This is a genomic window from Qipengyuania aurantiaca, from assembly GCF_019711375.1.
GTDB classification, from domain to species: domain Bacteria; phylum Pseudomonadota; class Alphaproteobacteria; order Sphingomonadales; family Sphingomonadaceae; genus Qipengyuania; species Qipengyuania aurantiaca.
Genome location: NZ_CP081295.1, coordinates 1,067,366 through 1,091,601, shown reverse-complemented (window position 1 = coordinate 1,091,601; position 24,236 = coordinate 1,067,366). Strand labels below are relative to the sequence as shown.

The following is a 24,236-nucleotide window of genomic DNA, read 5'->3' as shown; positions in this document are numbered from 1 at the left end:
CCTGAATGCCCGGTCTCCTTCTCGACACGCTAAACGGTACGCGACACTCGCAGGTCCCTCTCTGGCTCATGCGCCAAGCGGGCCGGTACCTTCCCGAATATCGCGAGCTGCGCGCGAGTAAGGGCGGGTTCCTCGCCATGGCCTACGACAGCGAGGCGGCGTGCGAGATCACCTTGCAGCCGATCGACCGCTTCGGCTTCGACGGCGCGATCCTGTTTTCCGATATCCTGATCGTGCCGCATGCGCTGGGCCAGAATCTCGAGTTCCTGGCAGGCGAGGGGCCCAGGCTTTCGCCGAAGCTGGTCGATTCATCGCTCGATGCCCTGACACGCGATCCTTCGCGCTACGAACCGATCTACCAAACCGTGCGCCTCTGCCGTAAGCGGCTGCCCGAAGGGGTGACGATGCTGGGCTTTGCGGGGAGTCCCTGGACCGTGGCGACCTACATGGTGGCGGGCGAGGGCAGCCGGGACCAGCACGAAGCGCGCGCGCTTGCCTATCGCGATCCGGGCGCGCTGCAGGCAATTATCGATACAATTGCCGAGCAGACGATCACCTATCTCTCCGGCCAGATCGAGGCGGGTGCCGAAGCGGTGCAGCTGTTCGACAGCTGGGCGGGCAGCCTTGCTCCGGATGAGTTCGAACGCTGGGTCATCGCGCCCAACGCGCGGATCGTGGCGGCGCTCGCCGAGATGCATCCCCATACGCCGGTCATCGGCTTTCCGAAGGGGGCAGGCGAGAAACTGCCGGCCTATGCGCGCGAAACGGGCGTGAAGGCGGTCGGGGTGGACGAGACGCTCGACCCTGCCTGGGTGGCACGCGAATTGCCTGCGGGCATGGCGGTGCAGGGGAATCTGGATCCGCTGTTGCTGCTGGCGGGCTCGGACCAGCTCGAGAAGCGTGTTCACACAATCCTCGAAGCCTTTGCCGACCGGCCGCATGTCTTCAATCTCGGCCACGGGATCGATCGGCGCACGCCGATCGCTCATGTCGAGCGCCTGATTGCCGCGGTGCGGGGATGGCAGGGGTGAAATTGCCTGCGCGATCCCCTAGATTGCGCGCATGCAGGATGTGCTTTCGATGACCTATCTCTGGCTCAAGGCAGGCCACATCATCTTCATGGTCTTCTGGATGGCGGGCCTCTTCATGCTTCCGCGCCAAATGATCTACCTCCATCCGGCCGAGCCCGGATCGCCCGAATCCGCGCTCTGGGAAAAGCGCATGGGCCTGCTGCGCAAAATCATCCTCACGCCCAGCATCCTCGTAGTGTGGATTTTAGGCCTGCTGCTGGCTCAAACGCTGCAGGTGTGGGGTGAGGGGTGGCTGCACTTCAAATTGCTGCTTGTCGTCCTTCTGAGCGGCTTCCACGGCTATATGGTTGCCCAGTCGAAGAAGATGGCGGCGGGTGAACGGCCACTCACCGAGAAGCAGCTACGCATGTGGGGCGAGGCTCCCGGCGTGCTGCTGGCGCTGATCGTGGTGACGGTGGTGGTCCTGCGCTACCTGTGACAGGCACTCGTAATCGATTGACGCGGCCTCCAAGCGAATTTATCTGATCGTCCTACCGACCGGCGAGAGGTCCCCTCCGAAACGCGACGGGACCAGGTCCGCTTTCTCCAAGCCCCTAAGACCTGCCGGCCATTACCACTTCTGAATATCCGAGAACCTATATGCATCTCAAAGACTTGAAAGCGAAAGCACCCGCAGACCTCGTGGCAATGGCCGAGGAACTGGGTGTCGAGGCGGCCGGCACCATGCGCCGCCAGGACCTGATGTTCTGCATCCTGCGCGAACTGGCGGATGATGAGGAATATAACGAGGAAATCATGGGCATCGGCACCATCGAGGTGCTGCAGGATGGCTTCGGCTTCCTGCGCAGCCCCGAGGCGAACTACCTCGCCGGCCCGGACGATATTTACGTCTCACCCAACCAGATCCGCAAATGGGGCCTGCGCACCGGCGACACGGTCGAAGGCCAGATCCGCGCGCCCAAGGAAGGCGAGCGCTATTTCGCGCTGACCGGCCTCACCTCGGTCAATTACGAAGACCCGGCGAACGTGCGCACGCGCACCAATTTCGACAATCTCACGCCGCTTTACCCGGAAGAGAAGCTCAACCTCGACACGCTCGATCCGACGGTCAAGGACAAGTCGGCCCGCGTGATCGACATCATCTCGCCGCAGGGCAAGGGTCAGCGCGCCTTGATCGTGGCGCCGCCGCGTACCGGTAAGACGGTGCTGCTGCAGAACATCGCCAAGGCGATCACCGACAACCACCCCGAAGTCTTCCTGCTGGTCCTGCTCGTCGACGAGCGTCCGGAGGAAGTCACCGACATGCAGCGTTCGGTGAATGGCGAGGTCATCTCCTCGACCTTCGACGAACCGGCCAACCGCCACGTCCAGGTCGCCGAAATGGTGATCGAGAAGGCCAAGCGCCTCGTCGAGCACAAGAAGGACGTCGTGATCCTGCTCGACTCGATTACGCGCCTCGGCCGCGCTTACAACACCGTTGTGCCCAGCTCGGGCAAGGTGCTGACCGGCGGTGTCGATGCCAACGCGCTCCAGCGTCCGAAGCGCTTCTTCGGTGCCGCCCGTAACATCGAGGAAGGCGGTTCGCTCTCTATCATCGCCACCGCGCTGATCGACACCGGCAGCCGCATGGACGAGGTCATCTTCGAAGAATTCAAGGGCACCGGTAACAGCGAAATCGTCCTCGACCGCAAGGTCGCCGACAAGCGCATCTTCCCGGCGCTCGACGTCGGCAAGTCCGGCACCCGCAAGGAAGAGCTGCTGGTCGAGAAGGACAAGCTTTCGAAGATGTGGGTCCTGCGCCGTATCCTCATGCAGATGGGCACGGTCGACGCGATGGAATTCCTCCTCGACAAGATGAAGGATTCCAAGACCAACGAAGACTTCTTTGCGACGATGAACCAGTAAGCGGTTCAAAGATCGAAATAAGGAGGGGCCGTGCGGATTGCCGCGCGGCCCTTTTCGTGTCAGCCCTTCATGCGCTCCAGCATGGCGGCCATCTGCTCCCACACCTTGTTGACCGCTTTGAGGGGCCGCACCATCACCTTGAAGTCAGTGATCAGGCCGTTCTCGTCGAAGCGGATGATGTCGACGCCGTTGACGTGGATGCCATCCATCTCGGTCGTGAATTCGAGGCAAGCGTTGTCGCCGTCCACCAGTTCGCGGACGTAAGTGAAACTGTCGTTGCCGAGCGTCTGGCCCGCTGCTGCGAGGTAGGCGACGACGAGGTCCCGGCCTTTTTGCGGGGTATGGACGACGGGCGAATGGAATTGCGCGTCCTCCCGGATAATTGCGGCCAGTTCGGCGGGTGAGGAGCCGTTTTCGATAACCTGATGCCAGCGTGCCAATCCCTTGTGTGCGGTCATCCGCCCCTCCTGAAACTGTTGGCCCGGGCCGCTTCCCAATGGCGCGCGAGCGGCGTGGTTTCGGGCCTGTCGAGCAAGACGCCTTCCTCGGCGAAGTAGTAGATTTTGTCGAAAGCGTCCGAGCGTGCGCCGTTGATGCGTTCGCGCATGTCGAGCGGTTTCATTTCCCACGGCGTTTGCAAGCCCATGGCTATGGTGATTTCGCGCAGCGAATGCAGCGTCTGGCGCTGGAAACGCGCGACGCGTGGAGCCTTGTCTTCGATGACGAGGCCGCGCTGGCGCCATTCTTCCTGCGTCGCGATACCTGTGGGGCAGGTGCCCTTGTGGCAGTTCATCGACTGGACGCAGCCCAAGGAAAACATGAAGGGCCGTGCGGCGTTGCACCAGTCGGCGCCCAGGGCGAAGCTCTTGGCCATTTGGGCGCCCGAGTGAATCTTGCCCGAAGTGGCGATCTTCACCTTATGCTTGAGCCCGGTGCCCACCAGCATGTTGCGCACGAAAATCTGCCCTTCGCGCAGCGGCATTCCGACCGAATTGGAAAGCTCCAGCGGCGCTGCCCCGGTCCCACCTTCCGCGCCGTCGACGGTGATGAAATCGGGATGCATGCCGGTTTCCAACATGGCCTTGCCGAGCGCGAAGATTTCGTGCGGCTGGCCGACACACAGTTTGATGCCGGTTGGCTTGCCTCCTGAGAGCTCGCGCAACCGGGTGACGAACTCCAGCAATTCGATCGGCGTGTCGAATTCGGGATGGGCGGCGGGGGAGTTCACGTCCTGCCCCTGCGGCACGCCGCGGGCTTCGGCGATTTCCTTGGTGACCTTTGCCCCTGGGAGCACGCCGCCATGGCCGGGCTTCGCGCCTTGGCTCAGCTTGAGCTCGATCATTTTCACCTGATCGCTCGCCGCATTGTCGCGGAACTTGTCCGGATCGAAGCGCCCGTCGTCGCGCCGCGCGCCGAAATAGCCGCTGCCCAGCTCCCAGATGAGGTCGCCGCCGGGAGCGCGATGGTAGCGGCTGATTGAGCCTTCGCCCGTATTGTGCGCGAAATTGCCCAGCCTGGCGCCCATGTTGAGCGCCTCGATTGCGCGGGCGGAGAGCGAACCAAAGCTCATCGCAGAGATATTGAGCAGCGAGGAGGAATAGGGCTTGGCGCAGCTGCCTTCGCCCACCGTCACGCGCCATTCCTCGGCGACATCGCTGGTAGGTGCGATGGAGTGGCCGACCCACTCGTATTCGTCCGAATAGACGTCGAGTTCGGTGCCCATCGGGTGCTTGTCGAGATCACCCTTGGCGCGCGCATAGACCAGCGAACGGGCTTGATGGCTGAAGGGACGCCCTTCGAGATCGTCCTCGACGATATAGGCCTGCGCGAAAGGCCGGAGGTCTTCCATCAGCCAGCGAATGCGGGCGAGGAGTGGGTAGTTGCGCCTAAGTGTATGATCGGACTGGAAAAAATCCCATACTGCTAGCACGAGCGCGGGGACAAGAACCCAAAGGCTCCAGTGTGCGGGCTCCCAAGCACACGCGCCAGCGACGAGGGCCAGCAGCGCGAGCGGAACGAGATAGCGAAAGGGCAGGCGCTCGATCATGCGCGCATGCTCAGGCGAGATGCTCCCGGAAGAAGTCGGCAGTCCGCCCGTCGGCGAGGTTCGCGGCCTTTTCGTCGCGGCGCTTGCCGAATTCGGTGGCGAAGCCGTGATCGAGCCCCTCGTAATCGTAGAGCGTCACCTTGGGGTGATCGTCCAGACCTTCGTGCATCGCCTTCTGCGTGTCCTTGTCGACGAAACCGTCTTCGGTGGGAACGTGGAGCAGGAGGGGGTGAGCGATCGCGTGCTTTTCGTTGAGCAGCCCGTCGATCCCGACGCCATAATAGCCGACCGAGGCGTTCACATCGGTACGCGCGGCGGTCATATAGGCGAGCCGCCCGCCGAGGCAGTATCCGACACACCCGACCTTCTCGACACCTTCTCCGCGGCGGATGTGGTGGATCGTCGCCTCGATATCGCGAATGCCCTGGTCCTGGTCAAACTTGCCCATCAGGTCGAGCGCGCGCTGGAATTCGGGCTCCACATCGGGATCGAGCTCCACACCCGGTTCGAGCCGCCAGAACAGGTCGGGCGCAACGGCAAGATAGCCGTCCTCGGCCAGCTTGTCGCACTTGCGCCGGATGCCCGCATTCACGCCGAAGATTTCCTGGATGACGAGGATCGCCGCCTTGGGTGTATCGGCCGGGCGGGCGACATAGGCGTCGAAGTTGGCGTCGCCGGACAGGGTGGCAATCGTTACGGTCTCGCTCATCGGTAAGGCTCTCCCTCGGGTCTTTAAGTGTCTTATGCTTGCATGACGCGCTATCCGGTCCCAGATAGGGCGCACAAACGCTCGCCATGCAAGCCCTAACGGAGGAAACGCGATGAAGGTCCAAATCGAAATCGACTGCACGCCCGAAGAGGCGCGGACCTTCATGGGGCTGCCCGATGTGGGCAAGGCGAACGACATCTATGTCGACATGATGTCTAAGGCGATGAAAGGTGTGACCAGCACCGACCAGCTCCAGGATTACGCACGCCAGCTCGCGCCGATGGGGCAGGCCGGGTTCAAGCTTTTCCAGAGCTTCATGGAAGGCGCGCAGGCGGCCAAGGGGCCGGGCAAGAAGCCCGACACGCCCAGCGACTAGGGTCTCACTCGGAGAATGACCGACACGATCTTCGCCCTTTCCAGCGGAGCGCCGCCGGCTGCCATCGGTGTCGTTCGGATAAGTGGCCCACGGGCGGGTGAGACCGTCGAGGCGATGACGGGCGCCTTGCCCGAAGAGCGGCGCGCCGGTCTTCGAGCGATCAAGGGTTCAGATGGCCGTGTGCTCGACCGGGCGCTCGTGGTGTGGTTCCCCGGACCCAGGACCGCGACCGGCGAGGATCTTGCCGAGTTTCATTGCCACGGCGGCCGGGCGGTCATTGCCGCAATCGAGGCCGATCTGGCCGCGCGCGAAGGGCTCCGCCGCGCCGAGCCGGGCGAGTTTACGCGTCGCGCCTTTGCCAATGGCGTAATCGACCTGGCCGAGGCGGAGGGTCTAGGCGATCTCCTTGCAGCTGAAACCGAATTGCAGCGGCGCACTGCCGAAGCGGCGGCTGGCGGTGGCCTATCGCGGAAAGTCGAGGGTTGGCGCACGCGTGTGCTGGGGCTTTCTGCCTTGGTGGAATCGCAGCTCGACTTTGGTGACGAGGACGATGTTGGCGACTTGCCGGAAATGTTCCACGTGGAACTTTCGGGATTAGTAGAAGAATGGAGACGCGCGCTCGATGCCCCTCCAGTTGAGCGATTGAAGGACGGCATTCGAGTGGTGCTGGCTGGTCCACCCAACACGGGAAAGTCATCGCTGTTCAACGCCCTCCTCGACGAGGGAGCGGCCATTGTCTCGGCAGAGGCAGGGACGACCCGCGATGTCATTGAGCGACCGATTGCGCTTGGCGGTGTGCCTTTCGTGCTGGTCGATACGGCAGGCTTGCGCGATGACGGCGCAGGAGAGATCGAACGGATGGGTATCGACCGGGCGCGCGAACAGCTCGAGCGAGCGGACATTATCCTCTGGCTCGGCGATGAGGGGCAGGGCCCGGAAGGCTCTCTCGAAATCGGAGCGCGCGCGGATTTGGACGAGGCTCGGAAAACCTCGCCGGACTACGAGGTTTCGGTTGTAACCGGTTCGGGGATCGAGGATTTGGCGCGGGGGCTTGTCGAGCGTTCGCGCGAGCTCCTGCCTCGTCCGGGAGAGGTTGCCTTGAACTTGCGCCAGACTTCGGCGTTGAGGGATGCGCATGACGCGCTGGACGGTATCGTCGAGGGTGACGATGCGCTGTTGACGGGTGAACGGCTGAGGCTGGCACGCCTCGCTCTCGATCGCCTGCTGGGACGTCATTCCACCGAAGATATGCTCGACGCGCTCTTCGGTCGCTTCTGTATCGGCAAGTAATCGCTCGGATTGTTCCACGTGGAACACTCTTAGGCCTTTGCCTGCGTGACGCATTGCGGTATCGGCGCGGGCATGCGGAATTTCGATATCATCGTAGTCGGCGGCGGACACGCCGGCGTCGAGGCGGCTTGTGCCGCGGCGCGCATGGGCGCGGCGACGGCGCTTGTCAGTTTCGATCTCACCAAGATCGGTGCGATGAGCTGCAACCCGGCCATTGGGGGTTTGGGGAAGGGGCATCTCGTCCGCGAAGTCGACGCTCTCGATGGCGTGATCGGGCGCGCAGCCGACGCGGCGGCGATCCATTACCGCATGCTCAACCGGTCCAAGGGGAGTGCGGTGTGGGGCCCTAGGGTGCAGGCCGACCGAGCGTTGTTCCATCGTGCTGTTCAGGGGATCGTGAAATCGCAGGATAGCCTCGAACTGGTCGAGGGTGAGGCAGCATCACTGGTCCTTGAAGGGGGAAGGGTCACGGGCCTCGCGCTTGCTGAAGGCACGATCCTCTCATCTCCAGCGGTAATCCTTTGCACGGGTACCTTTCTCGGCGGCACGCTGTTTCGCGGCGAGAAACGTTTTGAGGGTGGCCGCATTGGGGAGGATGCGGCGCGCGTGTTGGCGTCGCAGCTGCGCGAGGGCGACCTGCCCATGGCGCGACTCAAGACGGGCACGCCGCCGCGTCTGGACGGCAAGACCATCGACTGGGCGGTGCTCGAAGAACAGCCCTCCGATGGCGAAGCATGGACAATGTCGTCCCTTTCGACGCAGCGACTGAATCCCCAGGTCTTCTGCGCTATCACCCGCACGAGCGCAAAAGCGCATGACATCATCCGCGCCAATCTTGATCGCTCGCCGCTTTTCTCCGGAGCCATCGGCGCTGCGGGTCCGCGCTATTGCCCCTCGATCGAAGACAAGATCCATCGCTTTGGTGATAGGGAAGGGCATCAGATTTTCCTCGAGCCTGAGGGTCTTTCGACCGATCTCGTCTATCCCAACGGCATCAGCACTTCGCTGCCGACGGATGTGCAGCACGACATGCTGCGCGCGATGAAGGGGCTGGAGCGGGTCGAGATGGCAGTCCCAGGCTATGCCGTGGAATACGACCACATCGATCCTCGCGCTCTCCGGACATCGCTGGAGGTCAAGGCAATACCGGGCCTCTATTGTGCCGGGCAGATTAACGGGACCACGGGTTACGAGGAGGCTGCCGCTCAGGGGCTGGTTGCCGGCATGAACGCCGCGGCGACCGTCCTGGGGCGCGACCCGGTCGGTCTCGACCGATCCAATTCCTATATCGCGGTCATGGTCGACGATTTGACGCTGCAGGGCGTCAGTGAACCATATCGGATGCTGACGTCGCGCGCCGAATATCGCCTGCGCCTGCGTGCCGCCAATGCGGATACGCGCCTCACCGGGCTCGGCATCGAAGCCGGACTTGTCGGAGCTGAGCGGGCCGAGTGGTTCAGCCATCGCGAAGCGCGACGTTCGGTCATCGACAACCAGCTCGAGGAAGAGTTGCACGCCAACACCCTCATCGAGGGTGGCATCCGAGCCAAGGCTGATCGCGGCTCGCAGCGCCTGAGGGAATGGCTCAGGGGAGGGCAAATCTCCATCGACGAGTTGGCCAGTATCGTCGGCGGCATCGACCCGCAGGACGCACTTACGGTCGAGATGGTGGAGGACGCGATTTACGAGCCTTATCTGTTGCGCCAAGAGGCGGAGCTGCGCGACCTCAAGGCAGGTGAGATGCTGCGCCTTCCCGCAGACTTCCCCTACACCCGTGTGCCGGGTCTTTCGAACGAGATGATCGAACGGCTGAGTAGGGCCCAACCGGAGACGCTCTCGGCCGCTGGGCGTGTCCCTGGTATCACGCCAGCGGCTCTTGCTGCCCTGCTTGTGCACGCGCGTAGGCTTGAGGGTCAGGCGGCATGATCACGAACGAAGAGCAGGCCCGCACATTCATTCTGGGCCTGTCCGACAACGAGACCATCGAAAAGCTAGAGCTGCTCGCCGCTGCCCTTCGCGAGGAGAACGAGCGGCAGAACCTCGTCTCACGTGGCTCGCTGGACGGAGTATGGGTGCGTCATTTTGCGGACTCCGCGCAACTCATCCCGCATGTTCCACGTGAAACAAAAGGGGCCTGGTTCGACCTCGGCAGCGGCGCGGGCTTCCCCGGCCTCGTGCTCGCGCTTCTCCGGCCCGAAGAACCGACGGTCCTCGTCGAATCGCGCAAGCGCAGAATCGGGTGGTTGCAGGCGATGATCAGTAAGCTCGAGCTTGCGAATTGCGAAATCGAGGGAAAACGTCTCGAACTTGTCGACACCCGAAAAGCCGCGGTAATCTCGGCGCGAGCCTTCGCTCCACTGCCGAAGCTTCTCGATTTATCCGCACGCTTCTCCACAGGCCGCACATACTGGGTGTTGCCCAAGGGGCGGTCGGCGGCGCAAGAAGTCGAGGAACTGCCGCGTAAACTGCGCAAGATGTTCCACGTGGAACACTCCAAAACGGATGGCGAAGCCGGGGTCGTCGTCGGAAAAGGCAAGGTAGGGGCGTAAGAATGATCACGATCGCGATCGCAAATCAGAAGGGCGGGGTGGGCAAAACGACCACCGCCATCAACATCGCCACCGCGATGGCGGCATCGGGCTGGAAAACGCTGCTGATCGACCTCGATCCGCAGGGTAACGCTTCGACGGGTCTCGGGATCGACAACGCCGCGCGCGAATACACGACATACGACCTCCTCGTGGGCGACGCGACGCTGGCGCAGGCGGCGCAGAAGACCGAAATCCCTGGCCTGGACATCGTGCCGGCAACGCAGGATCTTTCGGGCGCCGAGGTTGAGCTCGTTTCGGTCGAGGATCGCACCCATCGCCTGCAGAAGGCGCTGGCGGCACAGCAAACCGGTTTCGCCGGATACGATGTCGCCTTCATCGACTGCCCGCCGTCGCTCGGCCTGCTGACGCTTAACGCACTCGGCGCAGCCGACACGCTGATGGTGCCGTTGCAGTGCGAATTCTTTGCGCTGGAGGGCCTCAGCCAGCTTCTTCAAACCGTCGAGCGCGTTCAGCAGCGTTTCAACCCCGATCTGGGTATTGTCGGTATCGCTCTGACCATGTTCGACCGCCGCAACAAGCTCACAGACCAGGTGGCCGACGACGTGCGCGATTGCCTCGGCAATCTCGTCTTCGAGAACGTCATTCCGCGCAATGTGCGCCTATCGGAAGCGCCGAGCCACGGCATGCCCGCCCTGATATACGACCACAATTGTCCCGGAAGCCGCGCCTACATCGGTCTGGCGCGCGAGCTGATCGGACGCCTGCCCGAGAAGAGGAAAGCCGCATGAGCGCCGCCGTCGATCGCAAGAAGAAACTTGGCCGCGGCCTTGGCGCGCTGATGGGCGAGATCCAGCGCGAGGAACCGCTGGTCCGCGAAAATAGTAACGATAGCAACGAGGTGACGGCTGCTGCTACGGGCGCTTCGACATCTGGCTTGAAGGATATTCCAGTAGCGGACATCTCGCCGCTTCCCGGCCAGCCCCGTACGCATTTCGACGACGATGCGCTCGACCAGCTTGCCGCGTCTATCGCGCAGCGCGGCGTCATCCAGCCGGTCATCGTCACACCGAATGGGGCAGGGCGCTACCAGCTCGTCGCCGGCGAACGCCGCTGGCGTGCGGCCCAGCGCGCACGGCTGCATGCCATTCCCGCCATCGTCCGCGATCTCGACAAGCGCGAGATCATGGCGCTGGCGCTGATCGAGAACCTGCAGCGCGAAGACCTCAACCCGCTGGAGGAGGCCCGCGCGTACCAGAAGCTTTCCGAAGAGGAAGGCATGACCCAGGCCGAAATCGCCCAGCTGGTCGACAAGTCGCGCAGCCATGTGGCGAATTTCCAGCGCCTTCTCGCCTTGCCCGACGAAGTCCTTGAAATGCTTGCTAAAGGCAAGCTCACCATGGGTCATGCGCGACCGCTGATCGGCAACGAGGCCGCCGCCGAAATCGCTCGGAAAGCGGTGAACGACAATCTCTCGGTGCGCGACGTCGAAAAGCTTGCGCGCGGAGAGAAGCCGAAGAAGGCAAAGACTGACGGGGGCGCCAAGCCAGTCGCGGAAGCGGCAAACGACGCCGATATCGCGGCGGTGCAAGGCCATCTCGAGGAATTTCTCGGCCTGCCCGTGCGGATCAAGACCGAAGGCGCGCCAGGCAATGGCACGGTGACGATCGGTTACCGTACGCTCGACCAGCTCGATTTGATCTGCCAGCGGCTTACCGGCGGCGATATCTGATCCTTAGATACGGTCGGAAATAATCTCGGCAAGACGTTCAATTCCGGCGCGATCTTCCTCATCGAAGCGCGCCTTGGACGGGCTGTCGAGATCGATCACCGCCACGACGTCGCCATCTCGCAGAACGGGGACGACCAGCTCGGAATTGGTCACCGAATCGCAGGCGATATGGCCGGGAAAGGCGTGGACGTCTTTGACCAGCTGGGTCGCCGCGTCGGTTGCCGCTACGCCGCACACGCCCTTGCCGAGCGGGATGCGTATACAGGCGGGACGTCCCATGAAAGGCCCGAGCACCAGTTCTCCCTCGACCATGCGATAAAAGCCGGTCCAGTTCACATCGGGCAGGAAATCCCACAACAACGCGGCGATATTGGCCATATTGGCCACGCCATCGGGCTCGCCGGCGGTCAGCGCGTCGGCGGCCTCGTGCAGTTGGCGGTAGGCTTCGGGCTTGGGACAATCGTCCGCGGGGCGAAAATCGAACATGGCCGGTCAATTAGGGGCCCCGCGCTCATGTGCAAGGGGCGTTGCGGCCCGGGCAGGCCTGCACTATCCCCAAACTCATGAGCATTCTCAAGAAGCTGGGCATCGCCCTTCTCGTCATCCTCCTCCTGCTGGGGATTTTCGCCTTCATCGTGACGCGGGGCGACACGGCCGACCTCCCGATCGACGAAGTTACCGGCACCGACCCGACGCTGCAGGAGGCCCAGGCCGAAACCTTCCCGACGGTGGCTATCGCCGATCCGGTGGGCTGGGCCGACGGTGAAGCCCCCGAAGCCGCCGAGGGCCTTGCCGTAAACCGCTTCGCCGAGGGGCTCGACCACCCGCGCACGGTCTACGCGCTGCCCAATGGCGACATCCTCGTCTCGCTGACACGTTCGCCCAACCAGGGCGGCGGCGGGCTGATGGGCTGGATCGCCAACAAGCTCATGACCAAAGCCGGCGCGAACGGTCCTTCGGCCAACCAGGTGGTGCTGCTGCGCGATGCCGATGGTGACGGCACGGCGGAGACCCGCCGCGTGCTTGTCGACGGTCTCGATTCGCCGTCGGGCCTCGCTTGGGGCGACGGCACACTTTACATCGCGAACCACGACGAAGTCCTTGCTTTTGAATACGAACTCGGCAGCGACAGCGTGGCGTCGAAGCCCCGCAAGGTCACAGATCTCGCCGGCGGAGGCGGACACTGGATGCGCAATCTCGAGCTGCACCCCGACGGCAATCTCCTCTATGTCGCAGTCGGTTCGGACACCAATATCGGCGACAAGGGCATGGCGGCCGAAGAAGGCCGTGCGCTGATCTGGGAGGTGAACCTCGAAACCGGCAGCCGCCGCCAGTTCGCCGGTGGCCTGCGCAACGCCAACGGCCTCGATTTCAACCCTTGGTCGGGCGAACTTTGGACCACGGTCAACGAGCGCGACATGCTCGGCTCGGACCTCGTGCCCGATTACCTCACCAATGTGCCCGTCGGCGCGCAATACGGCTGGCCGTGGGTATATTGGGGCGACAATTATGATCGCCGCGTGGAAGAGCCTGCGCCGCAGTATATCAGCTACGTGCGCCGCCCCGAATACGCGCTCGGTCCCCATGTGGCCGCGCTAGGTCTCGTCTTCAGCAAGGAGGGCGCGGCGATGGGCGAGAATTTCTCCAGCGGTGCCTTCATCGCGCGGCATGGCTCGTGGAACCGCAAGCCGCCCTCAGGGTACGACGTCGTCTATGTCGCCTTCGACGGGCGCGGCAATCCGACCGGAAAGCCGATTCCGGTCCTTACTGGCTTCCTGAAGCCCGATGGCGACACGCGCGGACGCCCGACGTGGGTGGAGTGGGCCGGTGACGGATCGCTTCTCGTCAGCGACGATACGGCCGGGATCATCTGGCGCGTGACATCGCCGGGTGCGAAGCCGCAAGGCGCGATTCAGAGGATCTCCGGCGACCGCCTCCCGCCGCAGCGTGAACTGCGCGGACAGGACGCCTCCTTTGGCGCCGACGATTACGCGCGGATCGTGCCTGAAGGCTAACCGAGCAGCGCGGCGGTCTCGATCTCGTAGAGCGCCGCGCCCCCAGCGGTGGCTGCGGCTTTAAGGCCTGAAGCTTCGGGCACGATACGCTCGAGGAAGAAGCGCACCGTGGCCGGTTTCGTCGCCGCCAGTGCGGGCGCATCACCGGCCTCGACGGCGCGTAGCTGGTGCACCAGCTGCCAGCCCGCCACCGCTACCGAGAGCATGGTACAGAAGGGCACGCTGCCTGCGAGCTTGTCGTCGAGGCTCGCTTCCTCGCGCATCCACTTGGCCACCGCCGCGCAGTCGCCTGCCAGTGCGAAAAGCGCAGGATAGTCGGCGCAATCGCGTGTGATCTCTTCGGTCAGGCCGATTAGCGCCTCACCGTTGTCGAGCCCGAGCTTGCGCGTAACGAGGTCGGCGGCCTGGATGCCGTTCGTGCCTTCGTAAATCGGAGCGATGCGCGAATCGCGCCAGTGCTGCGCGGCGCCGGTTTCCTCGACGAAGCCCATGCCGCCGTGGACCTGGATGCCAAGGCTGGCGACTTCGATGCCGATATCGGTGCCCCAGGCCTTGATCAGCGGGGTCAGGACTTCACCGCGCGCCTTGGCGGCCTCGTCATCCAACACGCCGCGATCGACCTGTCCTGCGGTATAATAAAGCAGCGCCCGCGCACCCTCGGTGAGCGCCTTCATGCGCAGCAGCATGCGGCGCACGTCGGGATGCTCGATAATCGAGACGGGGGCCTTGTCCGGCGAGCCGGCGCGCGCCGACTGGACGCGCTCCTTGGCGTAATCGAGCGCCTGCTGTGTTGCGCGTTCGCCGATCTGCACGCCCTGGTTGCCGACGTTGATGCGCGCGTTGTTCATCATCGTGAACATGGCCGCCAGCCCGCGGTTTTCCGCACCGACCAGCTCGCCGATGCATTCGTCGTTATCGCCATAGCTCATCACGCAGGTGGGCGAAGCGTTGATGCCGAGCTTGTGTTCGAGGCTGACGCAGCGAAGATCGTTACGCGCGCCGAGCGAACCATCCGGTTTCACATGATATTTGGGCACCGTGAAAAGCGAGATGCCGCGGCTTCCCTCCGGCGCATCGGGCAGGCGCGCGAGGACGAGGTGGATGATGTTCTCAGCCAGCTCGTGCTCGCCCCAGGTAATGTAGATCTTCTGGCCCTTTATGAGGAACTTGCCTGCGTGCTCGCCCTCCGCAATCGGTTTCGCGGTGGTACGAAGCGCCCCGACGTCGGAACCGGCCTGCGGTTCGGTCAGGTTCATCGTACCGGACCATTTGCCGCTGACGAGGTCGGGCAGGTATTTCTGCTGCAATTCCTCCGAGCCATGGTGCTCCAGCGCCTCGATCGCGCCGACCGACAGCATGGGCAGGAGGTTGAAGGCCATGTTCGCCGTGCCGAGGTTCTCCAGCACATTGCAGGCAAGCGTGAAGGGCAGGCCCTGACCGCCGAACTCCACCGGCGAGGCGATGGCGTTCCACCCTTGCTCGACATAATGCGCATAGGCCTCGGCATAGCCATCGGGCAGGCGCACCACGCCGTTTTCCAGCTTTGCGCCTTCAAGGTCGCCCACGCGGTTGAGCGGGGCAAACTCGCCGGCCGCGAACTGGCCGACACCCTCGACGATCGCTTCCACCATGTCGGGCTCGGCGGCGGCGAAGCGTTCGCTTTGCGCAAGCTCCTCGATTCCGGCGTTCACGCGGATGGCGAGCAACTGGTCCTGGGTGGCGGGAGTGTAGGTCACGGGGTATCCTCTTGGCTTTTGGCGCCCTGCAGATATAGCGCGCAGGCATGAGCGGCAAATACGCTACGGAAACGCTTGCAGCGGACAAAGGTGGCATGGCGCGCGCCGCAGAGATCCTGCGCGCAGGCGGCCTCGTCGCGGTGCCGACCGAAACGGTTTATGGCCTCGCCGCAAGGGCCGACGACGTCGCTGCCGTCTCGCTGATTTACGAAGCCAAGGGGCGGCCCAGCTTCAACCCGCTGATCGTCCATGTCGCGTCGATGGAAGCGGCGCGGGAACTCGCCGAATTCTCACCGGAAGCGGAGACGCTCGCCCAGGCGCACTGGCCCGGCCCGCTGACGCTGGTCCTGCCACGCCGCGCCGACGCCAAGCTGGCCGAGACCGTGACGGCGGAGCTCGAAACGGTCGCAATTCGCATGCCCAACCACCCGATAATGCGCGAAATCCTGAGCGCCGTCGATGTGCCGCTCGCCGCGCCTTCGGCCAACCGGAGTGGCTTCATCAGCCCGACGACGGCGGATCATGTGTTGACGTCGCTCGACGGGCGCATCGATGCCGTGCTCGACGGCGGCGAATGCCGGGCGGGTGTGGAATCGACCATCGCAGCGGTGCGCGTCGATGGACGCGTGGAAGTGCTGCGTCCGGGGCCGGTGCAACTGGACACGGGGGCTATGGCGCAAAGTAGTGAGAGCAGTATCGAGGCCCCCGGCCAGCTCGCCAGCCATTACGCGCCGGGCAAGCCCGTGCGTCTCGACGTCATCCGCTCGGTCGAGGACGAATTTTATATCGGTTTCGGGGAGGTTAGGGGCGATTGCTCGCTTTCGTCCGAAGGCAATCTGGAGGAAGCGGCGTCACGGCTCTACGCGTGCCTTCACGAGGGCGCCGCGTCGCACAAGCCCCGGATCGCTATCGCTCCCGTTCCGGAAGAAGGCATCGGGCGCGCAATCAACGACCGGTTGCGCCGCGCGGCCACACCACCGGATTAGGTATCGTCCGGCTCGACCGGGATGGTCGGCAGGATCTGCTGGATCTCGGCATAAGTATCGGTTGCCTGGTCACAGGCGCGGCGATTGCCCTCGTTGCATTCCTTGAGCTGCTTTTCGTACTCGCGCTCAAGCTTGCCCAAGCGCTCCTCGCGCTTGCGCAGTTCGCGCCCGCGCTTCTCGTCCTTTTCGGACTGGCTCGTGGTAGCAAGATCGACGCCCTTGGCAGCCACGCGCACCGGCGCCGTCACGACATCCGCGACCGTCGAGATACAGCCGCCCAGCAAAGCGGCGGCTAAGGGTAGGGCAAAAAAAGCGGGCAGGCGCATGGAAAATCCTTTCGATGCACCTGCCCTACAGCAGATTGGGTGAGTTTTCGATGAATCAGGGCGCTTCGGGCGCCTCCGGTGCTTCCGGTGCAGCAGGAGCGTCGCCAGCGTCGGCCGAGCGAGCCGTGCCCGCCGAGCAGCGTAGCTTGCCCGAACCCATGGCGCTGACCGTGCAGGTCGCGCTGCCCGCGACCTTGACGTCGCCCGAGCCCATGATGCTGGCATCGACCGTGCCATCGGATGCGAATTCGACGTCGCCCGATCCCATGATCGAGATTTCCGCCTTGTCGACCGACAGATCGGCCATCCGCGCCGAGCCGGAGCCAGCTACCGTCAAATCGAGCGATTCGACGCTTCCGGCGGCTTCGAAATCGCCCGATCCGGCGACCGTGAGGTCGAAGCGCGAGGCGTTTAGCTGCGCAACCTTGATAGTGCCGGAGCCGGCGATCGTCGCGTCCGCGCGTTCGGTGATCTCGTCGGCCTCGATCGTGCCTGAACCGGCCATCACCATGGCAGTCAGGCTGGGCATGGTCACGCGCACCGTCGCGGTGCCGATATTCTTGCCGCTGTTTTTCTCGCGGCTGACGGCGAGGGCATCGTCTTCGAGATGGAAGCGAAGGGCCTCGACCGCGCGCTGGTCACCAGAAACGTCGATATCGAAAGCCTCTCCGCGCGACACGATGATGGTGTCGGGACCGGCCAGAACGATCTCGCTGGGCGAGGCGCCGCTGGTGTCGAGTTCGGCCAGAGGCACGCCCTTGCCGTCGCCGATCTGCATATCGACGTTGCAGCCGGAAAGCATCGCGCTTGCCGCCAGAGCGGCGACCGGGGCGAGGCCTTTGAGAACCTTGTGAATCATGGCGAGATTTCCTTCCCTTGAATTCCTGTGTGCTTCGACAGCCGTATTGGTGATATAATACGGCAACCGGATATCTTCAAGCCAAAGCAAAAGGGCCGCCCCTTGCGGAGCGGCCCCTTCGTCGAGTGCCTTCGGGCGTTGGCCGATCAGGCTTCTTCGGTGTTCTCGTAATACTGCGGCGCATGCTCGCGCAGGACGTCGAGGATCTTTTCCAGCGCGGTCGACTCGTCGGTCTTCTCCATCGCCGCGAGTTCGCGGGCGAGACGGCTCGAGGCCGCTTCGAAGATCTGGCGCTCCGAATAGCTCTGTTCGGGCTGGTCGTCGGGGCGAAACAGGTCGCGCGTCACTTCCGCGATCAGGACGATTTCGCCCGAGTTGATCTTGGCTTCGTATTCCTGGGCGCGGCGGCTCCACATGGTGCGCTTGACCTTGGGCTTGCCCTTCAGCGTTTCCATCGCTTCCTTGAGGGTCTTGTCGCTGGACAGCTTGCGCATGCCGATCGATTCGACCTTGTTGACCGGAACTCGCAGCGTCATGCGCTCTTTCTCGAAACGGAGGACATAGAGATCGAGCTGCATTCCGGCGATTTCCTCGCTCTGCAGTTCGATGACACGGCCCACGCCGTGCTTGGGGTAGACAACGTAATCGCCAACGTCGAAGGCGTCTGCCTTGCTCGCCATGCATCAATCCTTTCGTCCGGGCCGCGCGGGGGGATAGAACACCGTAAAAAAAGCCTGTCCGCGAGCGGCAAAGCGGCGCGCGGCGAAACCCTTCCCGATGGTGTTGCTGGTGGTGCGGACCTTTCAATTCTCACATCTGCCCGGCCATGACCGGCGCAGTTGTTGCATTATATAGCACAACCTAGGGTTTATTGCGAGTCTTGGCAGTTTTGTGCGTGCCATCATGCTTAGCCGAAGCTTTCACCGCGGCGAACTCCGCGCCGAGGAGGAGTAGGAGCGCGGTGACGTAGAACCAGGTGATCAGCACCACGACGGCGCCAAGCGAACCATAGGTTGCGTTGTAACTGCCGAAATTTGCGGCATAAAAGGCAAAACCCGCGGTCGCGGCGAGCCAGCCCGCGGCGAAGAGCAGGGCGCCGGGGAAGATTTCGTGCCAGGCGGGTGATGGCTTGTTCGGGGCGAAGCGATAAAGGCCGGCAGCGCCGCCGGTCGCTGCGAGGAAGAGAAGCAGGAAGCTTGCCAATCCGCCGAGCGGTCCTGCAATGACGGCTAGAGTAGTGCTCAAGCCTCCGAGCACGATCAGGCCAGTAATCCCACTTAGCGTAATCGCCAGAGCGACGAGATTGCCGCGCACAAAGCCGCGCGCCTCGCCAGCGTGAAAGGCGATGTTGAGCCCGGTCATGACCGCCCGTGCGCCGTTACGCGCGCCCCACAGCGCAATACCGAGCGCCAGGGCAAGCCCAAAGCCCTTGGGGCCGCTATCCCCTTCGCTAACGTTGCGCAGCTGGTCGCCGATGATCCCGGCCGCCGCTTCGGGCAGGTTGGCCGATAGCGCCTCGATATGGCCTGCGACCGTTTCGGGTGAGGCAAAGAGGCCATAGCCCAGCACCAGCGCGCCCAGCGCTGGCACGAGCGCCAGCAGCGCGTAATGCGCGATGCCTGCCGCGATCAGCGAGATATTGTCGTCGCCACCCGCAGCCCAGGCAGCCTTCAGGTCGGTGAAAAGCGCGATGGCGCGATCAGTCGCCTTCGCCGGGTTCGGGCGAGAAGTACTTGTCGAACTTGCCCTCTTCGCCCTTGTGCTCGTCGGCATCGGCGGGCGGTTCCTTCTGGCTCGTGATGTTCGGCCATTCGGCGCTGAACTTGGTGTTCAGTTCGAGCCACTTTTCCAGATTGTCCTCGGTGTCGGGCAGGATCGCCTCGGCCGGGCATTCGGGTTCGCACACGCCGCAATCGATGCATTCGCTAGGGTTGATGACGAGCATGTTCTCGCCCTCGTAGAAGCAATCGACCGGGCAGACCTCGACGCAGTCGGTGTATTTGCATTTGATGCAGGCGTCGGTGACGACGTAGGTCATGGGGTGCGGTTTCCCTGTCAGAAATGTGGTTCAGCGCTGCTATGGCTATTCATGCGCCGGGGTCAAGTTCCCGATAACATTCTTGCGCCTCGCGCGGAGGGCCGCGGCGCTCGGGAAGCTCGAGTACCTCGATCAGCTTGACGTGCTTGCCGACGGGCAGGGTCAGGACATCGCCCACCGCAACATCGCGGCTGGGACGCAGCACGCGCTCGCCATTGCGGCGGATATGGCCCTCGTCGACCAGCTTGCGCGCTGCGCTCCGGGTGCGCACGAAGCGCAGGGCGCAGAGCAGGCGGTCGATCCGCAAGCCTCAGCCTTGTTTCATCAGATCGGCGAGCCCGGCAAAGGCGCTGCCTTCGCGCGGCGGCTGCGAGCGGGCGGGCTTCTGGCGCTCCTGCTTGCGGCGCGAGGGGCGCCATTCCCAGCTGTCGGGGCGGGGAGGCCCGAAAACGCCTTCGGCCAGCGGCTTGGCGCGCTGGACGCGGAAACCGGCTTGGCCGAGAAGGCGCTCGGCGTTCTTCTCTTCAAGGCCAATGGAGATCGGCAGGGCGAGGCTCAGCCGGAAACGGCGGCTCTTGTCCGCCTTCTGGCGCGCTTCATGCGCGGCGCGGAAGATTTTCTCCGCCAGATCGAGACGGATCGCCTGGCTGCCCGCGTGCCGATAGCCAGCGGGAAGCTTCTTCGCGTCGGGGATGACCGGCAGCATCGCCTCCTGCAGCGGACGCCGGTCGATGCCGAGCGCGCTCAGCAGCTGGCGCGGCGCGGGCTTGAGCAGCAGGGGTGAAAAGATGTCGAGCGCGCCGAAGGTGACGCCGATCTTGCGCAGGAAGGGGCGCATTTCCTTGGGCAGGTGCTCGATCCCCGCCTTCTCGCGCGTCACGAAGCCATGACCGGAAATGAGGTTGAGCAGGAGCGCGCGCGCCTGGCTGCCTGCTTCGGGATTGGCTGAGGCAATGTGCATCTTGCGCAAAGGCTCGAGCGGCTCCAATTTTTTGTCGAGCCATTCATCGAGGGCATCGAGCAATGATTTCCGCGGCTTGTCGGGCAGGCTTGCGATCTCGCGTGAAGGCGCAAGGGCGGGTTTGACCTGTCCTTCGCGCGGTTCGAGCTTGGCGAGCAGATGGCCCTGCCAGCGGATCGCGCCGCGAGACAACTCGACGTCAGCCATGTCGGATGCGGCCAGCGCCTCCGCTTTCTCGCCGAGGATACGGGGCAGCGCCTTCTCGGCCGCGGCGAGCAGCATCTTGCGGTCGGCGTGGTTTGCGGCCTGGTCGACCGCGAAGCGGAAGCCTTCGACCTTGCCCAGCGCCTCGTCCTCGACCAGCAGCGTGCCGTCGTCCCCCAGGGTGATCGGGAGCATGGATGCGTCCTGTCCCAGCGATTTCATCAGTATGGCAGTCCTTCGATTTACGAATCTCTCGGTCAGCCGCGCGTGGAGCGCGTCCGACAATTTGGCTTCAACCCCGCGTGCGCGCGACGCCATTTCGTCGCGGGCAAGCACCCAGTCGGGGCGCTGGCAGATATAGGCCCAGCTGCGAATCGCCGCGATCCGCCCCTGCAGCGTATCGATATCGCCGCTGGTGTTGTCGAGTTCGGATATGCGCGCGGCGACATAATCGGCCCCGATATACCCCTCGCGCAGATCCTGCCACAGCCGCGCGACGAATCGGGCGTGGACGTCGGGGCCGCGCGCGCGGAAATCGGGGAGGGAGCAGGCTTCCCAAAAGCGCCGCACCTTGCCTGCCCCGCGCACTTCGGCGGCAAACGGTTCCTCCGCGAGGCGTTTCAGCGTCGCGAGGTCGATCGCCTCGGGCGCGAGTCGGAGCGCCTCGTGCTCGGGCGGCGTCTCGAGGTCGGCGATAAGAGTGGCAAGATTGTCGAAGCGCGGCTCGGGTTCGCGCCAGAACAGCTTGGTGATCGGCGCGAAGCGATGCTCCTCGATCGCGTAGATCTCTTCCTCGGTAAACTCGGGCGAGGGGCCCATCTTGCCGCCCGCCCCGGCGAGCGTGCCGAACGTGCCGTCGCGCTGGTGGCGGCCCGCACGCCCCGCAATCTGGGCCATTTCGGCGGGAAACAGCCGCCGCATGCGCACGCCGTCGAACTTGGTGAGGCCGGCGAAGGCGACATGGGTCACGTCTAGATTGAGGCCCATGCCGATGGCATCGGTGGCGACGATGTAGTCGACCTCACCATTCTGGAACAATTCGACCTGGCGATTACGCGTTTCCGGTGAAAGCGCGCCCATGACCACCGCCGCCCCGCCTCGGAACCGCCGCAGCATTTCCGCCACCGCATAGACCTGCTCCGCGCTGAAGGCGACGATCGCGCTGCGCGGGGGCAGGCGCGACAGCTTGCGCGGGCCGATATGGCTGAGCGTGGAAAAGCGCGGGCGTTCGGTAATCTCGGCCTGGGGCAGGAGCGAGCGGACCATGGGAGCCAGCGTTGCGGCGCCCAGCAGCATCGTCTCCTCGCGTCCCCGCGCGCTGAGGAGCCGATCGGTAAAGACATGCCCCCTTTCGCGGTCGGCGGACAATTGCGCCTCGTCCAGCGCCACGAAGGCGCGCTCGTTGGCGCTGCGCGGCATGGCCTCGACGGTGCAGCACAGGTAGCGCGCGCCGGGCGGCTCAATCCGCTGCTCGCCCGTGATCAGCGCGACTTCTTTCTCGCCCTTGATCGCGACCACCCGGTCGTAGACCTCGCGCGCAAGCAGGCGCAGCGGAAAGCCCATCGCCCCGCTCGAACGCGCGCAGAGGCGTTCGATGGCGAGATGGGTCTTGCCGGTGTTGGTGGGCCCAAGGACCGCCGTAATCTTGGCGTCGTTCACACTTTCCTAGGTGGCATCGGCAGGCGCGGGGCGCAACCGCCCGCCGTTTTCCGCGCTCGTTTCGTCGCTCACGTGACTCGCCTTACCGACGGTTAACCCGAATTTCACTTTGTTTATCTAGCAATTCGCGCAATCTGGCCGAAAGGCGGCAGCCGCACTGTCGCATGGGGCATGAATCAACGGGGGCCATGGTGGACCTTTCCATCGAGCGAAAAGCGAAAGGCGAAAAGAAGGTCGTTGCCGGTCTCGGCGGCGATGCATCCTCCGAGCCTGCGCGCCCGGAAAGCTTCCGCGCGGTCAAGGATCGCCTCTATTCGCGCATTGAGGGCCTCGACATCGCGCCAGATCTCGGTGCGGACATCGGATCGCGCCGATGGTTCCGCGGGCTTGGCACTTTCGTCGGCCTTTCGGTGGTCGCGCTCGCGTTCTGGCCCGACTTCGCACCGCTCGAAGCTGCGCCGCCGCTGCCCGACGATCAGCAGGTGCGCAGCGAATATCGCAGCCAGATGATCATGCCGCTCGGCCTTGGAGCCGACACCGGTCGCCGGATGGGCCCGACCGCGCTGGTCCGTCCGCTCGCCGAAGCGCCCGAGCGCCCGCAGATGCAGATGCTCGCCACGCTGGGCCGCGGCGACAGTCTCGACCGCACGCTGCGCCGCGCCGGTATCGGCAGCGCGGAGGCGGACGAGGTCGCTTCGCTGATCGGCCGCGCCGTGCCGCTCGACGAGCTTGAACCGGGCACGCAGATCGACATCACCCTGGGCCGCCGCCCCGAACCGGGCGCCACCCGCCCGCTCGAACGCCTGAGCTTCCGCGCCCGCTTCGATCTCGAACTCAAGGTTGACCGGATGGACGGCGACGGGCCGCTGAGCCTGACGCGCCGTATCATCCGCGTGGACGAAACCCCGCTGCGCATTCGCGGGACGGTGGGCGACAGCCTCTACCGTTCGGCCCGCGCCGCCGGCGCTCCGGCCAGCGCAGTGCAGGCCTATCTCAAGGCGCTCGGCACACAGGTGAACCTCCAGCGGGACGTCCGCGCCACCGACACTTTCGACATGATCGTTTCGCACCGCCGCGCCGCTACGGGCGAGCGCCAGGCGGGCCAGCTGCTGTTTGCCGGGCTCGAACGTGGCTCACGAGGCGCGGTGCAACTGATGCGCTGGGGCAGCGATGGCGATTTCTTCGATGCCGACGGTACGGGCGAGGAAAAGGGCGGTCTCGTCGCCCCGGTCCCCGGACGGATGAGCTCGAGTTACGGCATGCGCCGCCATCCCGTTCTCGGCTATCGCCGCATGCACGCAGGGGTCGACTTCCGCGCGCGCCACGGTACGCCGATCGTCGCCGTCACCGATGGCCTCGTGACGGGCGCCGGACGCATGGGCGGCTGCGGTAATGCGGTGCGCCTGCGCCACGCCAACGGTGTCGACACGCGCTACTGCCATATGAGCCGGATCGCCGTGAACCGGGGGGCGAGCGTGCGCCGCGGACAGGTCATCGGCTATGTCGGCTCGACCGGCCTTTCGACCGGCCCGCACCTCCATTACGAAATGTATCGCGGCGGCAAGGCCGTGAACCCCGCATCGGTCAGCTTCGTCACTCGCAAGCAGCTTTCGGGCGAGGAACTCACCCGGTTCCGTGATGCGCTGGGTACGCTGCGCGATGTCGAGGAAGGCGCGGCGCTCGCCGATCTCACCCCGACGGCGGACGAAGTGGCGAGCGAAGAGCCGGAGCGCGAGATCGACAAGCTCGACAAGCCGCGCCCGATCGGCTGACACCGCTCTCCAAGCGCTGCGATTGCTATGCCTCGCCGATT

24 protein-coding genes are annotated in these 24,236 nt (G+C 64.3%); 12 read left to right on the top strand and 12 right to left on the bottom strand.

What is annotated here, in order from left to right:
- The first annotated feature begins 5 nt into the window (after positions 1-5).
- The 3 genes from hemE to rho all read left to right on the top strand — a co-directional run bounded on the left by hemE (position 6) and on the right by rho (position 2,936).
- Entirely contained in the window at positions 6-1,031 is a 1,026-nt protein-coding gene (gene hemE, locus K3148_RS05350; protein ID WP_221426277.1) for a uroporphyrinogen decarboxylase, read from the top strand.
- 31 nt (positions 1,032-1,062) lie between these two features.
- Complete coding sequence (locus K3148_RS05345) at positions 1,063-1,509, top strand: CopD family protein (protein ID WP_221426276.1); 447 nt, start codon at positions 1,063-1,065, stop codon at positions 1,507-1,509.
- A gap of 161 nt (positions 1,510-1,670) precedes the next feature.
- The gene (rho, locus tag K3148_RS05340) at positions 1,671-2,936 is read left to right on the top strand and encodes a transcription termination factor Rho (protein WP_221426275.1); all 1,266 of its coding nucleotides are present in this window, start codon (positions 1,671-1,673) and stop codon (positions 2,934-2,936) included.
- Positions 2,937-2,995: 59 nt separating this feature from the next.
- Here rho and K3148_RS05335 read toward each other — a convergent pair whose 3' ends face one another.
- From K3148_RS05335 to K3148_RS05325, 3 genes are read right to left on the bottom strand one after another with little or no spacing between them, the layout of a single operon-like run.
- Positions 2,996-3,394, bottom strand: a complete 399-nt coding sequence (locus K3148_RS05335; RefSeq protein ID WP_221426274.1) for a nuclear transport factor 2 family protein — start codon at positions 3,392-3,394, stop codon at positions 2,996-2,998.
- The gene (locus K3148_RS05330) at positions 3,391-4,983 is read right to left on the bottom strand and encodes an FMN-binding glutamate synthase family protein (RefSeq protein WP_247711650.1); all 1,593 of its coding nucleotides are present in this window, start codon (positions 4,981-4,983) and stop codon (positions 3,391-3,393) included. The genes K3148_RS05335 and K3148_RS05330 overlap by 4 nt, the downstream gene beginning before the upstream one ends.
- Before the next feature lie 10 nt (positions 4,984-4,993).
- On the bottom strand, positions 4,994-5,692 hold the full coding sequence (locus K3148_RS05325; RefSeq protein ID WP_221426273.1) for a dienelactone hydrolase family protein: 699 nt from the start codon (positions 5,690-5,692) through the stop codon (positions 4,994-4,996).
- Positions 5,693-5,804: 112 nt separating this feature from the next.
- On the opposite strand from K3148_RS05325, the gene K3148_RS05320 reads away from it, so the two are divergent.
- The 6 genes from K3148_RS05320 (at position 5,805) to K3148_RS05295 (ending at position 11,639) form a co-directional block, all read left to right on the top strand.
- Positions 5,805-6,068, top strand: a complete 264-nt coding sequence (locus K3148_RS05320) for a DUF6489 family protein (protein WP_221426272.1) — start codon at positions 5,805-5,807, stop codon at positions 6,066-6,068.
- 15 nt (positions 6,069-6,083) lie between these two features.
- Positions 6,084-7,358, top strand: a complete 1,275-nt coding sequence (gene mnmE, locus K3148_RS05315) for a tRNA uridine-5-carboxymethylaminomethyl(34) synthesis GTPase MnmE (protein WP_221426271.1) — start codon at positions 6,084-6,086, stop codon at positions 7,356-7,358.
- Positions 7,359-7,430: 72 nt separating this feature from the next.
- Positions 7,431-9,284, top strand: coding sequence for a tRNA uridine-5-carboxymethylaminomethyl(34) synthesis enzyme MnmG (gene mnmG, locus K3148_RS05310; protein ID WP_221426270.1), 1,854 nt, complete (start codon positions 7,431-7,433; stop codon positions 9,282-9,284).
- Positions 9,281-9,907, top strand: a complete 627-nt coding sequence (rsmG, locus tag K3148_RS05305) for a 16S rRNA (guanine(527)-N(7))-methyltransferase RsmG (RefSeq protein ID WP_221426269.1) — start codon at positions 9,281-9,283, stop codon at positions 9,905-9,907. The genes mnmG and rsmG overlap by 4 nt, the downstream gene beginning before the upstream one ends.
- 2 nt (positions 9,908-9,909) lie before the next feature.
- Complete coding sequence (locus K3148_RS05300) at positions 9,910-10,698, top strand: ParA family protein (protein WP_221426268.1); 789 nt, start codon at positions 9,910-9,912, stop codon at positions 10,696-10,698.
- On the top strand, positions 10,695-11,639 hold the full coding sequence (locus K3148_RS05295) for a ParB/RepB/Spo0J family partition protein (protein WP_221426267.1): 945 nt from the start codon (positions 10,695-10,697) through the stop codon (positions 11,637-11,639). The genes K3148_RS05300 and K3148_RS05295 overlap by 4 nt, the downstream gene beginning before the upstream one ends.
- Before the next feature lie 3 nt (positions 11,640-11,642).
- Here K3148_RS05295 and K3148_RS05290 read toward each other — a convergent pair whose 3' ends face one another.
- The gene (locus K3148_RS05290; protein WP_221426266.1) at positions 11,643-12,125 is read right to left on the bottom strand and encodes a GAF domain-containing protein; all 483 of its coding nucleotides are present in this window, start codon (positions 12,123-12,125) and stop codon (positions 11,643-11,645) included.
- A 77-nt stretch (positions 12,126-12,202) separates the two neighbouring features.
- Here K3148_RS05290 and K3148_RS05285 point away from each other — a divergent pair, with 77 nt between their 5' ends.
- Positions 12,203-13,654, top strand: a complete 1,452-nt coding sequence (locus K3148_RS05285) for a PQQ-dependent sugar dehydrogenase (RefSeq protein ID WP_221426265.1) — start codon at positions 12,203-12,205, stop codon at positions 13,652-13,654.
- Here K3148_RS05285 and K3148_RS05280 read toward each other — a convergent pair.
- Positions 13,651-15,390, bottom strand: coding sequence for an acyl-CoA dehydrogenase family protein (locus K3148_RS05280; RefSeq protein WP_221426264.1), 1,740 nt, complete (start codon positions 15,388-15,390; stop codon positions 13,651-13,653). The two genes, K3148_RS05285 and K3148_RS05280, sit on opposite strands and share 4 nt — an antisense overlap.
- 47 nt (positions 15,391-15,437) lie before the next feature.
- On the opposite strand from K3148_RS05280, the gene K3148_RS05275 reads away from it, so the two are divergent.
- Positions 15,438-16,376 carry an L-threonylcarbamoyladenylate synthase gene (locus K3148_RS05275; protein ID WP_221426263.1) on the top strand — a complete coding sequence of 313 codons (939 nt, stop codon included), beginning with the start codon at positions 15,438-15,440 and terminating at the stop codon, positions 16,374-16,376.
- Here K3148_RS05275 and K3148_RS05270 read toward each other — a convergent pair.
- The 7 genes from K3148_RS05270 to K3148_RS05240 form a co-directional block, all read right to left on the bottom strand.
- A complete protein-coding gene (locus K3148_RS05270) occupies positions 16,373-16,702 on the bottom strand; it encodes a hypothetical protein (protein ID WP_221426262.1) in 330 nt (109 codons plus the stop codon). The genes K3148_RS05275 and K3148_RS05270 overlap by 4 nt on opposite strands.
- Positions 16,703-16,757: 55 nt before the next feature.
- Complete coding sequence (locus tag K3148_RS05265) at positions 16,758-17,561, bottom strand: head GIN domain-containing protein (RefSeq protein WP_221426261.1); 804 nt, start codon at positions 17,559-17,561, stop codon at positions 16,758-16,760.
- A 146-nt stretch (positions 17,562-17,707) separates the two neighbouring features.
- Positions 17,708-18,241, bottom strand: coding sequence for a CarD family transcriptional regulator (locus K3148_RS05260; RefSeq protein WP_221426260.1), 534 nt, complete (start codon positions 18,239-18,241; stop codon positions 17,708-17,710).
- 181 nt (positions 18,242-18,422) lie between these two features.
- Positions 18,423-19,334, bottom strand: a complete 912-nt coding sequence (locus K3148_RS05255; RefSeq protein ID WP_221426259.1) for a YihY/virulence factor BrkB family protein — start codon at positions 19,332-19,334, stop codon at positions 18,423-18,425.
- Positions 19,261-19,599, bottom strand: coding sequence for a ferredoxin FdxA (gene fdxA / locus K3148_RS05250; RefSeq protein WP_040964444.1), 339 nt, complete (start codon positions 19,597-19,599; stop codon positions 19,261-19,263). Before fdxA ends, K3148_RS05255 begins: the two co-directional genes overlap by 74 nt.
- 49 nt (positions 19,600-19,648) lie before the next feature.
- Entirely contained in the window at positions 19,649-19,906 is a 258-nt protein-coding gene (locus tag K3148_RS05245) for an RNA-binding S4 domain-containing protein (protein ID WP_221426258.1), read from the bottom strand.
- A 3-nt stretch (positions 19,907-19,909) separates the two neighbouring features.
- A complete protein-coding gene (locus K3148_RS05240; protein WP_221426257.1) occupies positions 19,910-22,423 on the bottom strand; it encodes a helicase-related protein in 2,514 nt (837 codons plus the stop codon).
- A 164-nt stretch (positions 22,424-22,587) separates the two neighbouring features.
- Between K3148_RS05240 and K3148_RS05235 the strand changes: the two genes are divergently transcribed.
- Positions 22,588-24,195, top strand: coding sequence for a M23 family metallopeptidase (locus tag K3148_RS05235; RefSeq protein WP_247711649.1), 1,608 nt, complete (start codon positions 22,588-22,590; stop codon positions 24,193-24,195).
- The last annotated feature ends 41 nt before the right edge of the window (positions 24,196-24,236 follow it).

Excerpts from the sequence above, each read along its gene's own strand:
- hemE (WP_221426277.1), top strand. The coding sequence starts at position 6 with ATGCCCGGTCTCCTTCTCGACACGCTAAACGGTACGCGACACTCGCAG.
- K3148_RS05300 (WP_221426268.1), top strand. The coding sequence starts at position 9,910 with ATGATCACGATCGCGATCGCAAATCAGAAGGGCGGGGTGGGCAAAACG.
- K3148_RS05285 (WP_221426265.1), top strand. The coding sequence starts at position 12,203 with ATGAGCATTCTCAAGAAGCTGGGCATCGCCCTTCTCGTCATCCTCCTC.
- K3148_RS05295 (WP_221426267.1), top strand. The coding sequence starts at position 10,695 with ATGAGCGCCGCCGTCGATCGCAAGAAGAAACTTGGCCGCGGCCTTGGC.
- K3148_RS05255 (WP_221426259.1), bottom strand. The coding sequence starts at position 19,334 with ATGCCGACGAGCACAAGGGCGAAGAGGGCAAGTTCGACAAGTACTTCT.
- K3148_RS05275 (WP_221426263.1), top strand. The coding sequence starts at position 15,438 with ATGAGCGGCAAATACGCTACGGAAACGCTTGCAGCGGACAAAGGTGGC.
- rsmG (WP_221426269.1), top strand. The coding sequence starts at position 9,281 with ATGATCACGAACGAAGAGCAGGCCCGCACATTCATTCTGGGCCTGTCC.
- K3148_RS05235 (WP_247711649.1), top strand. The coding sequence starts at position 22,588 with ATGGGGCATGAATCAACGGGGGCCATGGTGGACCTTTCCATCGAGCGA.
- K3148_RS05335 (WP_221426274.1), bottom strand. The coding sequence starts at position 3,394 with ATGACCGCACACAAGGGATTGGCACGCTGGCATCAGGTTATCGAAAAC.
- K3148_RS05265 (WP_221426261.1), bottom strand. The coding sequence starts at position 17,561 with ATGATTCACAAGGTTCTCAAAGGCCTCGCCCCGGTCGCCGCTCTGGCG.
- mnmG (WP_221426270.1), top strand. The coding sequence starts at position 7,431 with ATGCGGAATTTCGATATCATCGTAGTCGGCGGCGGACACGCCGGCGTC.
- K3148_RS05290 (WP_221426266.1), bottom strand. The coding sequence starts at position 12,125 with ATGTTCGATTTTCGCCCCGCGGACGATTGTCCCAAGCCCGAAGCCTAC.
- K3148_RS05260 (WP_221426260.1), bottom strand. The coding sequence starts at position 18,241 with ATGGCGAGCAAGGCAGACGCCTTCGACGTTGGCGATTACGTTGTCTAC.
- K3148_RS05320 (WP_221426272.1), top strand. The coding sequence starts at position 5,805 with ATGAAGGTCCAAATCGAAATCGACTGCACGCCCGAAGAGGCGCGGACC.
- K3148_RS05325 (WP_221426273.1), bottom strand. The coding sequence starts at position 5,692 with ATGAGCGAGACCGTAACGATTGCCACCCTGTCCGGCGACGCCAACTTC.
- K3148_RS05270 (WP_221426262.1), bottom strand. The coding sequence starts at position 16,702 with ATGCGCCTGCCCGCTTTTTTTGCCCTACCCTTAGCCGCCGCTTTGCTG.
- rho (WP_221426275.1), top strand. The coding sequence starts at position 1,671 with ATGCATCTCAAAGACTTGAAAGCGAAAGCACCCGCAGACCTCGTGGCA.
- K3148_RS05345 (WP_221426276.1), top strand. The coding sequence starts at position 1,063 with ATGCAGGATGTGCTTTCGATGACCTATCTCTGGCTCAAGGCAGGCCAC.
- mnmE (WP_221426271.1), top strand. The coding sequence starts at position 6,084 with ATGACCGACACGATCTTCGCCCTTTCCAGCGGAGCGCCGCCGGCTGCC.
- K3148_RS05330 (WP_247711650.1), bottom strand. The coding sequence starts at position 4,983 with ATGATCGAGCGCCTGCCCTTTCGCTATCTCGTTCCGCTCGCGCTGCTG.
- fdxA (WP_040964444.1), bottom strand. The coding sequence starts at position 19,599 with ATGACCTACGTCGTCACCGACGCCTGCATCAAATGCAAATACACCGAC.